Here is a 15432-nt window from a genome sequence, read left to right on the forward strand (position 1 = left end):
CACGGTGGCCGGTGTCGGGCAATGCTGGTGGGTGGTGCGGGTCAGCACCTGCCAGAAGTTGAACACCGAACGGTGCTCGACCATCACGCCCTTGGACTGGCCCGTGGAACCGGAGGTGTAGATGACATAGGCCAGGTGTTCGGGCGCCAGGCCCGGAACCACTGGGTTTTCGTCGAAAGCGTCATCATCTGCGGCCCGCAGCGACTCGGCGGTGTCGAGCAGCAACAGCGGCGTATCGCCAGACGGCAACGACAACGCGGCCTGGGTCAGCAGGGCACGGGGTTGGCTGTCCTGCAGCATGAAGGCCATGCGATCGGCCGGGTGCGCCGGGTCGATCGGTACGTAAGCCGCACCGGCCTTGAGCACACCAAGCAGGCCGACAATCATCTCCAGGCTACGTTCGGCACAGATCGCCACACGTTCGTCCGGCTGCACGCCGAGGGCCAGCAGCTGCCGGGCCAGGTGGTTGGCGCGACGGTTGAGCTGGCGGTAGCTCAGTTGCCGGTCTTCGCAGACCAGGGCCACGGCGTCGGGGTTGGCGCGGACCTGGGTCTCGAACAGGGCATGGATCGGCTCGGCCGGGCCGAAGTCTGTCGCGGTGTTGTTGAAGTCGTTGAGCAGCAGCGTGCGCTCGGCTGCAGGCAGCACTTCCAGGCTGGCGGCCAGGCGTGACGGATCCTGCTCAAGGGCGTCGACCAGTGCGGCAACGGCCTGGCCGAGGTAGGTGGCAATGCGTCGCGGATCGATGCCGCTGATGGATTGTGCGGTCAGGGAGAAGCCGCCGGCCACGTTCGCCACGGCGATTTCGATCGGGTAGTTGGTGCGGGTTTCCGAGGCGATGAAGTGGATGCCTTCATGCTCGCCCATGTCCTCGACGTTCTCCCCGGAGGCATTCACCAGGTCGCCGTGACGGCAGTTGAGGATCACCGTGAACAACGGCAACGACGCGTCCACCGCACTGCAACGCTGGGCCAGGGCCAGCGGCGCCTGTTCGTGGGTCAGCAGTTCGCTGAGCTGCTGGTAGGCGTCCTGAACGATGTCGCGCACGCTGTGGTGTTGCAGGCGAATGCGCATCGGCAGGGTATTGATGAACATCCCCAACGCATGGTCGGCGCCGGTGGTGCCCTGGGAACGCCCCGACAGCACGGTGCCGAAGATCCCGTCGTCGCGGCCGCTGGTGGCCGCGACCACCAGGCCCCAGGCCGCGTGGAACAGGACCGAGGTCGGCACGCCCTGGACCCGCGCGCTGCGATGGACCCGGGCGCTGAGGTCTTCGCCCAGGTGCTCCACCGCGCGCTGGATGCCGGCACCGTTGCCGCGCACATCCAGCACGCCATAAGGCGCGGTGGTGGCGTCGACATCGGCCAGCAGGCGGCGGAAGTAGGCCTCATGCTCGGCCTGGGAAACGCTGGCGGCCTGGGCGATGAAATTGCGATACGGCTGCGACGGCGGCAGGCTGTCGGCCTGGCCGGCCAGCACCGCCTGGATCTCCAGCATGATCAGGCGCAGGGTGACGTTGTCGCTGACCAGGTGATGGTCGAGCAATGCCAGCAGCCACTGTTCGCGCTGGGCATCGTAGGTGACGTACGCGGCGATCAGCGGCGCCTGTTGCAGGTCCAGGCGCAGGTGATGGGTGTCGGTACGCTCGCGCAGCATCTGCAAGGCGTCTTCACCGGGCATGCTGTCCAGGCTGACCACCGGCAGCTGTGCCCGGCGATGGACCACCTGCACCGGTTGCGGCAGACCTTGCCAGCGCAGGGCGGTACGCAGGATGTCATGGCGGTCGATCACCACCTGCACGGCGGCCAGGAAGTTGTCGAGCAACGCGCGGGTGGTGAAAGTCACCACGGTACGCATCAGGTAGGCGTCGCCTTCGGACTGCAGCAGGTGGTGGAAGAGGATGCCTTCCTGCAAGGATGACAGCGGGTAGATGTCCTGCACATTGCCGGCGCCACCGGGCACGTCGGCGACGATCTGCTCGATCTCCGCCTGGCTCAGGGTCACCAGCGGCAACATGTCCGGGGTCAGCGCGGTGCAATCGGCGGGAATCAGGTTGGCCGGGACCACCCGTTCGGCGCTGCTGCCGCCGGCGAGGACGGTGGCCATGGCCTGCAGGGTCGGCGCCGAGAACACCGTGCGCACATCCAGTTGCAGGCCGGCCTGGCGCAGGCGCTCGATCAGGCTGATGACCAGGAAGGAGTGACCGCCGAGTTCGAAGAAGTGGTCCTGGCGACCGACGCGCTCAACGCCGAGCAATTCTTGCCAGGCACCGGCCAGGGTCATTTCGATCTCGCCCAGCGGCGCTTCGTAGTCACGGCTCACCGCCGCGGACAAGTCCGGTGCCGGCAGGGCCGCGCGGTCGAGCTTGCCGTTGGTGGTCAGCGGCCAGGCCGCCAGGGTCACGAAGGCGCTCGGCAGCATGTGCTCGGCCAGCACGCCGGCCAGTTGGCTGCGCAGGGCCGAGGACTCGGGGGCGCAGCCGTCTTCGGCGATCAGGTAGGCCACCAGGCGTTTGTCACCCGGTTGGTCCTCACGCACGGTCACCAGGGCTTCGCGGACTTCGGCACAGGCCAGCAGTTGCGCCTCGATTTCACCCAGTTCGATACGGAAGCCACGGATCTTGATCTGCGAGTCATTGCGGCCGACGTAGACCACGCCGCCGTCGGTACGGTAACGGGCCACGTCGCCGGTGCGATAGAGCCGCGCGCCCGGTGCATCGGAGTACGGGTCGGCGATAAAACGTTCGGCGTTCAGCGCGTCGCGGTTCAGGTAATGTCGGGCGACCCCGGCGCCACCGATATAGATCTCGCCATTGACCCCCACCGGTACCGGTTGCTGGTAGTCATCGAGGATGCGCAGGCACAGGTCCGGCAGCGCCGGGCCGATCAGGCTCGGGGCTGCGGCGTCGATCTCGGCCTGGCTGACCGGGTAGTAGGTGGCGTGCACGGTGATCTCGGTGATGCCGTACATGTTCACCAGGCGGGTGCGTGACAGTGGAGTGGTGGCCGTCCAGGGGCGCAGGCTGCGGAAGTCCAGGGCCTCGCCGCCGAAGATCACTTCACGCAGCGCGTGCTCCTCCTCGCTGCGGGCGCGTGCCTCGATAAACTGGCGGAAGGCGCTCGGCGTCTGGTTCAGCACCGTGACTTGCTGCCGGCAGACCAGCGCGTAGAAGTCATCCGGTGAACGGGCCACGTCGCTTGGCACGATCACCAGCTTGCCGCCGTAACTGAGGGCACCCCAGATTTCCCAGACCGAGAAGTCGAAGGCGAAGGAGTGGAACAGCGTCCAGGTGTCGTTGTGGTCGAAGTCGAACAGCCCGGTGGTGGCATCGAACAGGCGGGCGACGTTGCCGTGTTCCACCAGTACGCCCTTCGGCAAACCGGTGGAGCCCGAGGTGTAGATGACGTAGGCCAGGTGCTGCGGCGCCAGGCCCAGGTCGCCGGCCTGCGGGTTCAGGTCCAGGCTGCTGTCGAAGGCGGCGTCTTCGCGGTTCAGTTCGTCGAGGGTCAGGACCGGTACGCTGTGTGCCGGCAGGGCGTCGAGGCAGGCCGACTGTGCCAGCAGCGCTACCGGGGCGCTGTCGTCCAGCAGGTAGCCGAGGCGTTCGGTCGGGTAGGCCGGGTCCAGCGGCACGTAGGCCGCGCCGGCCTTGAGCACGGCCAGCACCGCGCAGAGCATGTCGACGCCGCGCAGGGTAAGGATCGCCACCCGATCGTCGGGGCGCACCCCCTGGGCGAGCAGGGCGCGGGCAATGCCGTTGGCGCGGCGGTTGAGGGCCTGGTAAGTCAGCGTCTGTTCGCCGAAAACCAGGGCGGTGCGTTGCGGATGCTTCGCCGCCTGGGCTTCGAAGCGCTGGTGAATCAGTTGCTCCACGGCGAAAACCGCCTTCGGCGGCAGCAGCGCCGGCGAGGCCTGGCGCTGTGCCGGGCTGAGCAATGGCAAGCCGAGCACCGGTTGTGTGACATCGGCGACCATCGCTTCGAGCAGGATCTGGAAGTGCTGGGCGAAGCGCTCCACGGTCGAGCGGTCGAACAGGTCGCTGGCGTACTCGATCACCCCGGCCAGCGAGCCGTCCGTGTTGCCCAGTGTCAGCATCAGGTCGAATTGCGCGGTTTCATGGGCCTGGGCCACGGGCACCAGGCTCAGCCCCGGCAGGCTCAGCTCGACGGCCGCCGGGGTATTGTCCAGCGACAGGGCGACTTGGCACAGCGGGTTGTGGCTCAGCGAGCGCGGCGGCTGCAAGGCCTCGATCACTTGCTCGAACGGAATGTCCTGGTGCTCGTGGGCCGCCAGGGTGGTCTGGCGGATCTGTTCCAGCAGTTGTTCCACGCTCGGGTTCTGGCTCAGGTCCACGCGCAGGGCCAGGGTGTTGACGAAGAAGCCGATCAGGTTTTCGGTTTCGGTACGACCACGGTTGGCCGTCGGTACGCCGATCACCACATCGCGTTCGTTGCCCAGGCGCGCCATCAGCACTGACCAGGCACTGAGCAGTGCCATGAACAGGGTGATGTTGTGGGCCTGGCAGAAGCGTTCCAGGCGCTCGCGCAGCACCGGGTCGATTTGCACCGCTACGTCGCCGCCACGGTAACTCTGCACCGCCGGGCGGGGGCGGTCGGTGGGCAGGGACAGCAGCGCCGGGGCACCGCCCAGGTGGCCGCGCCAGAAGTCGGCTTGCTCGGCCAGGCGTTCGCCGGTGAAGGTCCGGCGCTGCCACGCGGCGTAGTCGGCATACTGGATCGACAGGGCCGGCAGCGGGTCGGCCTGGTGTTGGCTGAAGGCCTGGTAAAGAGCGGCGAACTCCTTGACCAGCACCCCCACCGACCAGCCGTCGGAGATGATGTGGTGCTGGGTGATCAGCAGGATGTGCTCGTCATCGGCCAGGCGCAGCAGACGCCCACGAATCAGCGGACCCTGGCGCAGGTCGAAGGGCGCCGTGGCTTCGCTGTTGCCGATACGCGAGGCGCTGAGGCCGGCCTGTTCGTAGGACAGCGTGCGCAGGTCCTGCTCGGCCAGGGCGAAACCGCAGTCGGCCGGGGCGATGATCTGCACCGGTTGCTCGCCGTGGCGTTCGAAGGTGGTGCGCAGGCTTTCATGACGCGCCACCAGGCGGTCGAGCGCGGCCTTGAGCGCGTCCCGGTCGAGATCGCCGCGCAGCAGCAGCGACATCGGCATGTGGTAGGCACTGCTGGCGCCGGGATCGAGCTGGTCGAGGAACCACAGGCGTTGCTGGGAGAAGGACAGCGCCAACGGCGCGCTGCGCTCGATCGGCTCGATGCTGTCGGTCTCCGCCGTTTGCAGGCCGCCGACCACCCGCGCCAGTTCGGCCACGGTCGGATGGCTGAAGAGCTGGCGCAGCATCATCTCGCCGCCCAGTTGCTGGCGCACCCGGGAAACCAGTTGCGCGGCCAGCAGGGAGTGGCCGCCGAGTTCGAAGAAACCGTCGTGACGGCCCACCCGCTCAAGCCCCAGCAGTTCCTGGAAGATCTGCGCCAGGGCCTGTTCGGTGGCGCCTTCGGGGGCGGTGTAGCCGCGCTCGGACATGGCGTCCAGGTCCGGAGCCGGCAGCGCGTCCTGGTCCAGCTTGCCGTTGCCGGTCAGCGGGTAGGCCGCGAGGGTCACAAAGGCGCTGGGGATCATGTAGTCGGGCAGGGTGGCGCCCAGTTGCTTGCGCAGGGCCGCCACTTCCAGGCGGACCGAGGGCTTGGCGATCAGGTAGGCAATCAGGCGCTTGCCCTGGCTGGCGTCATCGCGGGCCAGCACGCGGGCTTCGCGCACGCCGTCACAGGCCAGCAGCTTGGCCTCGATTTCCCCCAGTTCGATACGGAAACCACGGATCTTCACCTGGGCGTCCATCCGGCCCAGGTGGATGATCTCGCCGTTGTCCAGCAGTTTGCCCAGGTCGCCGGAGCGGTACAGGCGCTCGCCGGGACGCAGCGGGTCGGCGATGAAACGTTCGGCGCTCAGCTGCGGGCGGTTCAGGTAACCACGGCCGACACCCAGGCCGCCGACGCAGATTTCCCCGGCCACGCCGATTGGCAGCAGGCGTTGCTGGGCGTCGAGGACATAGGCCACGGTGGTCGGGATCGGCCGGCCAACGTTGGAGATACCGGCGGCGATATCCGCGGCATCGATGGCCTTGTAGGTCACGTGCACGCAGGTTTCGGTGATGCCGTACATGTTGACCAGCGCCACATGGCCGAAGGCTTGATGGAAGGCGTCGAGCTTGCCCAGCTCCAGGCTTTCACCGCCGAAGATCACATAGCGCAGGCGTTCCAGGCGCACATCGCTGCGGGCCAGGGCAGCAGCGCTGAGCTGCAGGAAGGCCGACGGGGTCTGGTTGAGCACCGTGACCTGCTCGCGTTCGAGGAAGCCCAGCAGCTCCGCCGGATCGCGACGCAGGGCTTCGGGCACCAGGGTCAGGCGGCCGCCGTAGAGCAGGGCGCCGTACATCTCCCAGACCGAGAAGTCGAAGGCGTTGGAGTGGAACAGCGACCAGACGTCCTCGGCGTTGAAGGCAAACTCCGAGCGATTGTTGTGCATCAGCCGCACGACGTTGCGGTGTTCCAACAGTGCGCCCTTGGGTTCGCCGGTGGAACCCGAGGTGTAGATCACATAGCAGAGATGATCCGGGGCGTTGACGTTAGGCAGGTTGGTCGCACCCTCGGCATTGTTGCGCGCCGCTTCGGTCGTCTCGGGGGCGAAGACCTCGATGCCGAGCGCCAGCAGCGCCGGGCTCATGTCCTGGCGGGCGACGGCCTTGCGTGCACCGCTGTCGCGAAGCACATAGGCGATACGCTCAGCCGGTGATGCCGGATCGATCGGGACATAGGCGGCGCCGGCCTTGAGCACCGCCAGGGTGGCGACGATCATCGCCAGCGAGCGGTCGAGGACGATGGCCACCAGGTCTTGCGGCTGCACACCCGCGGCGCGCAAACGATGGGCCAGGCGGTTGGCCTGTTCGTTCAACTGGCGGTAGCTCAGGCGTTCCTCGCCGAGGTTGACGGCGATATTGTCCGGGGTCCGGCGGACCTGCTCTTCGAAGAGCTGGTGCAGGCTCAGGTTGTCGGGCCAGGCGGCCTCGGTGTTGTTGAAGTCGAGTATCTGCCGCTGCCGCTCGGCTGCATCCAGCAGGACAACGTCGTCGACCCGCTGTTGCGGCCTCTCGACAAAGGCCTGCAGCAGGCGCACGTAATGACGCATCAGTTGCTGGATAAATTCAGGGTCGAAGAAGTCGGCGTTGTAGGCCAGATGGCCGTTCCATTGTTGCTCGCCGGCGCTGATCAGCAGGTGCAGATCGTTCTTTCCGTAGCCCAGGTTGGTTTCCAGGCTGTTGACCGCAAGCCCCGCGATCAAGGTGCGGCTGTCGCTGGCCTGCTGGAAGTTGAACAGCACGTCGAACAGCGCGGTGCGGCTCATGTCCTTGGCCGGATTGAGGGCCAGGACCAGTTGGTCGAACTGCATGTGCCGATGGCGGTGCGCGTCGGCCAGGGTGCTGGCGGTCTGTTCCAGTAGGGTTTGCAGGGTGGTCTCGCTGTCGCAGGCGCCACGGATCACCAGCAGGTTGTCCAGTGGACCGACCACATCCTGCAGGGCCGGTTCGCGGCAGGCCGCCGTGGTGCCGATCACCAATTCATCGTGCCCGGCATAGCGCCGTAGCAAGGCAGTGAAAGCACTCAGGGCCAGGCTGTCGGCACTGACGCCGACTTCCCGGGCCAGGTCGCCAAGGCGTTTGACCAGCGCCGCCTCGATGACGAACTCATGGGTGGCTTCGGTGAAGACATGGACCGCCGCCCGTGGTCGATTGAGCGGCAGCTCCAGGGCTTGCAGCTTGCCGCGCAGTTGATAGCTCCAGTAGGCCCGCAGGTTCTCCCGCACGGCGGCCGGCAACTGGCGTTGCCAGGCGGCGAAGTCGCCGTAACCCAGGGCCAGCGACGGCAGCGTGGCCTCGCGCTCGGCGCAGGCGGCCTCATAGAGGGCCAGCAGGTCGCGCTTGATCAGTTGCATCGACGTGCGGTCGGCCAGCAGGTGATGCACGGCCAGGGCCAGCACGGCGTTTTTCTCGTCGGCACGAACCAGGCTGGCGCGCACCAGGCTGCCGCCGTTCATGTCCAGCGGGCGGCGGGTTTCGGCCAGGGCCAGGGCGCGCATATCGCCCAAGGCGCCCTGGAACTGCTCCAGCACCAGGTTTGCCGGGCCGTCGAAGCTCTGCCAGGCCCTGGCACCGTCGGAGTGCACCCGGCAGCGCAGGATGGCGTGGCGCGCCAGCAGCCCGTCGAGGGCGCTTTGCAGCGCCGGGACCTGCAGTTCGCCGCACAGCTCCAGCAGCAGGGCGACGTTGTGGTAGACCGGATTGGCCTCGTACAGGTAGCCGGTTTCGAAGGTGTCGACGAACCAGATCCGTTCCTGGTGATAGGACAGCGGCAGCCGCGCCGGGGTCGGCGCCAGGGGGCTGACCTCGGGCAGGGCCAGGGCCGGGTCCAGCTCCAGGGCGCCGATGCGGGTTTGCGGGGCTTCGGTGAAACAGCGCAGCAGGCGCTCGAAGCGCTCCGCCAGGCGTTCGATGGTGCTGGCGTCGAACAGCGCGGTGGAGTACGACAGGCTGCAGGACAGGCTCGGGCCGCCTTCGTCGATATGCAACGACAGGTCGTGCTGGGTGTTGTCCTTGTGCGACGGCAGGAACTCCAGGTTCAGCCCCGGCAGTTGCAACTGCCCGCCGGCACCGCCGGCGTTGGTGTAGAGCATGGTCTGGAACACCGGGCTGTGGCTGGCGCTGCGCGGCGGCTTGAGGGCTTCGACGATCTGTTCGAACGGCGTGTCCTGGCGGCTGGCGGACTCCAGCATCAGCTCCTTGACCTGTTGCAGCACCTGGTCGAGGGTCGGGTTGGCGTCCAGGCGCACGCGCAGGGCCAGGGTGTTGACGAAGAAGCCGATCAGCGCCTGCACGTCCTGGCGGTCGCGGTTGGCGGTCACGGTGCCGATCACCACGTCCTGCTGGCCGCTGATCCGGCCCAGCAGGACGGCCCAGGCGGCCATCAGGGTCATGAACGGGGTCGCCGCGCGGGATTGGGCGAAGCGGGTGATAGCGCCGGACAGTGCCACCGGCAGGTCGAAGCCCAGGGTCTCGCCACGGTAGCTCTGCACCGCCGGCCGTGGCCGGTCGGTGGGCAGCGAGAGCAGGGCCGGGGCGCCGGCCAGGTGACTGCGCCAGAACTCCACGTGCTGGCCCAGGCGTTCGCCCTCCAGGTGTTGGCGTTGCCAGGCGGCGTAGTCGGCGTATTGCAGGGCCAGGGCGGGCAGGGGATCGGCCTGGCCGGTGCTGAACGCCTGGTACAGCGCGGCGAATTCCTTGACCAGCACGCCGATCGACCAGCCGTCGGAGATGATGTGGTGCTGGGTGATCAGCAGCCGGTGTTCATCGTCGGCCAGGCGCAGCAGGCTGCCACGGATCAGCGGCCCGTGCAGCAAGTCGAAAGGGGCAGTCGCTTCGCGCTCGCTCAGCTGGGCCGCCTGTTCTTCGGCCTGCTCCCGGGGCAGGTGGCGCAGGTCGTGCTGCACCAGGCTGAAACCGCAGTCGACCGGGGCGATGACCTGCACTGGCTGCTCGCCGTCACGGCGGAAGGTGGTGCGCAGGCTTTCATGGCGGGCCACCAGGCGATCCAGGGCGGCCTCGAGTGCGCCCTGGTCAAGGCTGCCGCGCAGCACCAACGACGCCGGCATGTGGTAGGCGGCGCTGGCCGTCGGGTCCAACTGATCGAGGAACCACAGGCGTTGTTGAGCGAACGACAGCGCCAGCGGACCTTCGCGGTCCACGGCAACCATGTCGTCAGGGGCGGTATCGACGGTCCGCGTGGCGCCGCGCTGCTTGAGCAGGCGCAACAGTGCGGCACGTTTCAACTGGTCGAGACTATCGTTATGTGAGTTCAATTTATCAAGCATCCTTGGAGACGATAGCGAGCAGTTCGCTTTCAGACAGCGAAGCCATTTCTTGTTGCAGGTCCAGCAGTTCGTCCGACTCGTACTGCGCCAGTTGCAGGGTGGTGACCAGGTCGGCCAGGGCCTGCAGCGACGGGTGTTCGAACAGGCCCCTCAGGGGCACTTCGACATCGAAGGTCTCCCGCGCCCGCAGGGTGACCTGCACCGCCAGCAGCGAATGACCGCCGAGTTCGAAGAAGTCGTCGTGGCGGCCGATCCTTTCCAGGCCCAGCAGGTCGGCCCAGATCGCGGCCAATAGTTCTTCGGTCTCGCCGTTGGGCGCCTCGTACTCGCGATGGGCGAAGTCTTCGGCACCCGGGGCCGGCAGGGCGCGGCGGTCGAGCTTGCCGTTGGGACTCAGTGGCAGCTGTTCCACCAGCACGAACGCCGACGGCACCATGTAGTCCGGCAACTGCGAACTGAGGTATGGCCGCAGGGTGTGGCTGGCATTGCGCCCGGCCAGGTGCGGCTCGACGCTCAGGTAGGCCACCAGGCGCGTGCTGCCCGGAACCTCTTCGCGGGCGATCACCGCCGCCTCGCGCACCCCCGGCAGGGTCAGCATCAGCGCTTCGATCTCACCGGGCTCGATACGGAAGCCGCGGATCTTCACTTGCTGATCGTTGCGCCCGAGGAATTCGAGCACACCGTCGCCGCGCTGGCGCACCAGGTCGCCGGTGCGGTACATCCGGGCGTTGTCGCTCAGGCCGAACGGGTCGGCGAGGAAGTGTTCGGCGTTCAACTGCGGCCGGTTCAGGTAGCCACGGGCAATCCCTTCGCCACCGATGTACAGCTCGCCCGAGACGCCCAGCGGCACGGGTTGGCCCAGCGGGTCGAGCACATACAGGCGGGTGTTGGGGATCGCCCGGCCGATCGGCACCGTGCCCTGTTCAGCGCCGCTGCAGCGGTGCACCGTGGCCCAGACCGTGCCTTCGGTGGGACCGTACTCGTTGTACAAGGCGATGGCCGGTTCGAAGCCGGCGCATTCCTGCACCAGCAGCGGCGGGCAGGCTTCGCCGGCGACGATCATCTCGCGCAGTTGGGTGTGGCCCTTGCGGCTGGCCAGGCTGCCCAGCACCAGGCGGCCCAGGGACGGCACGCAGAGCAGGGTGGTAATCGCCTGCTCGCCAATGAAGCGGGCGACGGCTTCGGGGTCGCGGGCGGTCTCGGCATCCGGGATGCACAAGGTGCCGCCGCTGATCAGGGTGCCGAAGATCCCCGCCACGGAGCTGTCGAAGGCGATCGACGAGAGCAACAGGAAGCGCCGCGCCTCGTTCGGTGCGTATACCGCGCAGCGGGCCAGGGTCGAGGCCACCAGGTTGCGCTGTTCGATCATCACGCCCTTGGGCTTGCCGGTGGAGCCCGAGGTGTAGATCACATAGGCCAGGTGCGCTGAGGTCAGGGCGTTGGCGGCGAGCTGTGGATTCTCCGCGTCGGTTGCCGGCACCGGTGCCTGCGCCTGTTCGAGTGCCAGGTAGCGGGTCTGGCCGCTCAATTGGCCCACCGCCGCGCGTCCGACCGGATCGGCCAGCAGCAGGCGCGGCCGGGCGTCCTCGACGATGGCGGCCAGGCGGTCGGCCGGATAGGTCGGGTCCAGCGGCACGTAGGCGGCACCGGCCTTGAGGATGGCGAGGATGCCGACGATCATTGCCGCACCGCGTTCGACGCAGATCGCGATCAGCTCGCCCGGCTGGGTGCCGTCCTCGATCAGCCGTCGGGCCAGCTGGTTGGCGCGGGCGTTGAGCCCGGCATAGTCGAGGCTGCCGTGGGCATCGACCAGGGCGATGGCCTCGGGTGTCCAGCGTACCTGCTCTTCGAACAAGTGCTGGATGCAGGCGTCCGTCGGGTAGTCCAGGCGGTTCTGGTTGAAGGTTTCCAGCAGCAGGGTGCGTTCGGCGGGCGGCAGCACATCCAGTTGCGTCAGCGGGATTTTCGGCGTGTACATCAGCGCCTGGGTCAGTTGCTCCAGAGCGCGCTGCATCAGGCCACAGAGGCGTTGCGGGTCCACCGGCCGCACGCTTTGCACGGTCAGGCCCAGGGCCTCGCCGTAATCGTTGACCGACAGGGTCAGCGGGTAGTTGGTCCGCTCGGCGCTGTCGAGCATGCGCATGCCCGGCCATTGCAATTGGCTGTCATCGCTCTGGTGGCGATAGTTGAGCAGGCTGGTGAACAGCGGCAACGCCGTGGCCACGCCGCTGCAGCGCTGGGCCAGGGCCAGGGACGCCTGTTCGTGGGCCAGCAGCTCGCCGAGGTCGCGGTGGGTCGCCAGCACCAGCTCATGGGCCCCTTGCGTGGCCAGTTGCACCCGCACCGGCAGGGTATTGATAAACACCCCAAGGGCCCGCTCAGCGCCCGCCGAACCTTGCAGGCGACCGGCGACCACGGTACCGAACACTACGTCGTCACGTCCGGTGCAGCGGGCCAGCACCTGGGCCCAGGCCACATGGAACAGCACCGCCGGGGTCATCCCGCGCTCGCGGGCCTGGGCCCGGATGCGCCGGGTGAGCTCGCTGCTCAGGTGCACTTCGGCCTCGTCGACGTGGTTGCCATCGCCCTGGACCTCCAGCAGGTCGAAGGGCGCGGTGGGCGCATCGACGTCGGCCAGACGGCGGCGGAAGTAGGCTTCATGGACTTCGGCTGGGGTGGCCTGGGTCTGGGCGATAAAGTCGCGATAGGGTTGCGGGGTCGGCAAGTGGTCGCCCTGGCCATGGAGGATCGCGTGGATTTCTTCCAGGACGATTTCCAGGGTCACATGGTCGCTGGCCATATGGTGGTTGAGCAGCGCCAGCAACCAGCGCTCGGAGTGCGGGTCGCGGGCGATGCAGGCGCGCATCAGCGGCGCCTGGCGCAGGTCCAGGCGCAGTTGCCGCGGATCGTTGAGGTTGCGCAACTGCTCCAGCGGGTCCTTGTGGCTGTCGAGGGTGACACTGTGCACCGGCAGACGCGCCTGGCGTTGCACCACTTGCACCGCCTGGGGCAGGCCCTCCCAGTGCACGGCGGTGCGCAGGATGTCATGGCGCTCGATCACCCGCTGCAGGGCCGCGATAAAGGCGTCGAGGTGCGGGCGGTCGTCGAACTCGAGCATCGAGCGCACCAGGTAGGCGTCGCCTTCATGGCCGAGCAGGTGATGGAAGAGAATGCCTTCCTGCAACGGTGCCAGCGGGTAGATGTCCTGGATATTGGCGGCCCCGCCGGGAACGGCGGCGACAATACGCTCCAGTTGCGTGGCGTTCAGTACGACCAGCGGCAACATGTCCGGGGTCAGTGCCGTGCAACCCGCCGGGATGCGATTGGCCGGCGCCTGGAACAGGACGTGGCTGTCGCGGCTGATGGCCAGGGCCATTTCCCGCACGCTGGGGGCGCTGAACACCGTGCGCACGCTGGCGTGCAGGCCCTGTGCGGCCAGGCGCTCGATCAGGCTGACGGCCAGCAGCGAGTGACCGCCGAGTTCGAAGAAGCCGTCGTGGCGCCCGATGCGTTCAAGTCCGAGCAATTGCTGCCAGATCTCGGCGATGGCCTGTTCCACCGGCCCTTGGGGAGCCTCATAGGTCCGGCTGGCGTAGGCCTCCTGGCCCGGCTCCGGCAGGGCCCGGCGGTCGAGCTTGCCGTTGGGGGTCAGCGGCAACTTGTCCAGCACCACGAAGGCGCTCGGCACCATATGGCCGGGCAGGCGCTGAAGCAGCTCGGTGCGCAGTTGCTCGGCCGCTGCCGGCTTGCCGCACAGATAGGCCACCAGGCGCTTGCTGTCGGCTTGTCCGTCCTGCGGGTCGCGGGCGATCACCGCCGCTTCGCGAACCCCCGGCAGGGCGGCGAGGGCGGCCTCGATTTCCCCGAGCTCGACGCGCAGGCCGCGGATCTTCACCTGGTCGTCGTTGCGGCCGAGGTATTCCAGCGTGCCGTCGGGCAGCCAGCGACCGATGTCGCCGGTCTTGTACAGGCGTGCGTCGCTCAGTTCGCAGAATGGGTCGGCGATAAACCGTTCGGCACTGAGTTCCGGGCGATTGAGGTAACCCCGGGCGACCCCGACGCCGCCGATATGGATCTCGCCGCGGACCCCCACGGGCACCAGTTGGGCGTGACTGTCCAGCACATGCAGCTGCATGTTACGGATCGGTTTGCCGATGGGCATCGAGCGATCCCGGTAAGTCGTCAGGTCGGTGTCCGCGGTGTGCCAGGCGACGACGTCGCTGCACTCGGTTGGGCCGTAGCTGTTGATCACCGCCGGCCGTGGCTGGGCGAGTTTTTCCAGCATGGCGATCTGAATCGGCTCGCCCCCCAGCACCACCCGCTTCAGGCAGGCCATGGCCTGCTGCCGGTCGGCGTCCACCAGGGCGTGGAAGGCGCTGGGCGACATATTGAGGTGGGTCACACCGGCCTCGGCAATCTGCGCGACGATGGCGCCGGGGTTGAACGGTTCTTCGGCCAGGTGCAGCGTGGCACCGACCATCAGCGGCGCGAGGATGTTCTTCTGGGTCAGGTCGAAGTTGTAGGAAGACGCCAGCAGCACCGCGTCGCCGGCATGGAACGCCAGGTCGTCGAGGTACCAGTCCAGCAGGTTGCGCAGGCCGCGATGCTCCACCATCACGCCCTTGGGCAGGCCGGTGGAACCGGAGGTGTAGATCACGTAGGCCAGATGGCTGAAGTTCAGCGTTGGCACCTGGGGGTTGTGCTCCGGGGCCTGGTGGTGCGCCGGGTCGCCGAGTTCAAGTGTCGCCAGGCCCTCGGGCAGCGGCAACTCGTCCAGTCCCTGCTGGTGCACGAGGGCCCGTGGTGCGCTGTCGGCCAGCATGTGGGCCAGGCGCTGTGCCGGGTATTGCGGGTCCAGCGGTACATAGGCGGCGCCGGCCTTGAGGATGCCCAGCAGGCCGATCACCATCTCCGGGCTGCGTTGGGCGCAGAGGCCGACGGTGTCATCGGGACGCACACCGAGGGCGATCAGGCGATGGGCGATGCGGTTGGCCCGGGCATTGAGTTCGGCGTAGCCGAGGGTTTGCCCGGTGCAGACCAGCGCCACCGCGTCCGGAGTGAGTGCGGCCTGTGCCTCGAAGACCCGGTGGGGCAGGCGCTGCGGATTTTCGTCCAAGGGTTCGCGGGGTGGATTGAACGACGACAGCAGTTGCTCGCGCTGCTGGTGATCCAGCAGCGGCAGACTTGCCAGTGGCTGCGCGACATCGCCGAGCAGGGCGTCGAGCAGCTGCAGCAGGTGGCGGCCCCAGCGGGCGATGGTGCTTTCGTCGAACAGGTCGGTGGCGTACTCGAACTGGCCGCGGATGCTTTCGCCGTCGTCGTTGAGCGACAGGCTCAGGTCGAACTGGGTGGTGCCGCTGGCCTGGGGCAGTGGGGTCAGTTCCAGGCCGGGCAGGGCCAGGGCCTGGTCCCGTGGGGTATTGCCCAATACCAGCATGGCCTGGAACAGCGGGCTGTGGCCGAGGCTGCGCTCCGGTTGCAGGGCTTCGACCACCT

General features: G+C 67.7%; 2 protein-coding genes. Both read right to left on the reverse strand.

All coding sequences use genetic code 11. The features are described 5' to 3' along the window. A partial coding sequence (locus tag UCMB321_RS10905) for a non-ribosomal peptide synthetase (RefSeq protein WP_052451142.1) occupies positions 1 to 9924 on the reverse strand: 9924 nt, incomplete at its 3' end. 4 nt (positions 9925 to 9928) lie between these two features. Further along, positions 9929 to 15432 (reverse strand): non-ribosomal peptide synthetase (locus UCMB321_RS10910; RefSeq protein WP_157015909.1); only part of this gene is annotated, 5504 nt, incomplete at its 5' end.

The organism is Pseudomonas batumici (genome assembly GCF_000820515.1).
Taxonomy (GTDB): Bacteria; Pseudomonadota; Gammaproteobacteria; order Pseudomonadales; family Pseudomonadaceae; genus Aquipseudomonas; species Aquipseudomonas batumici.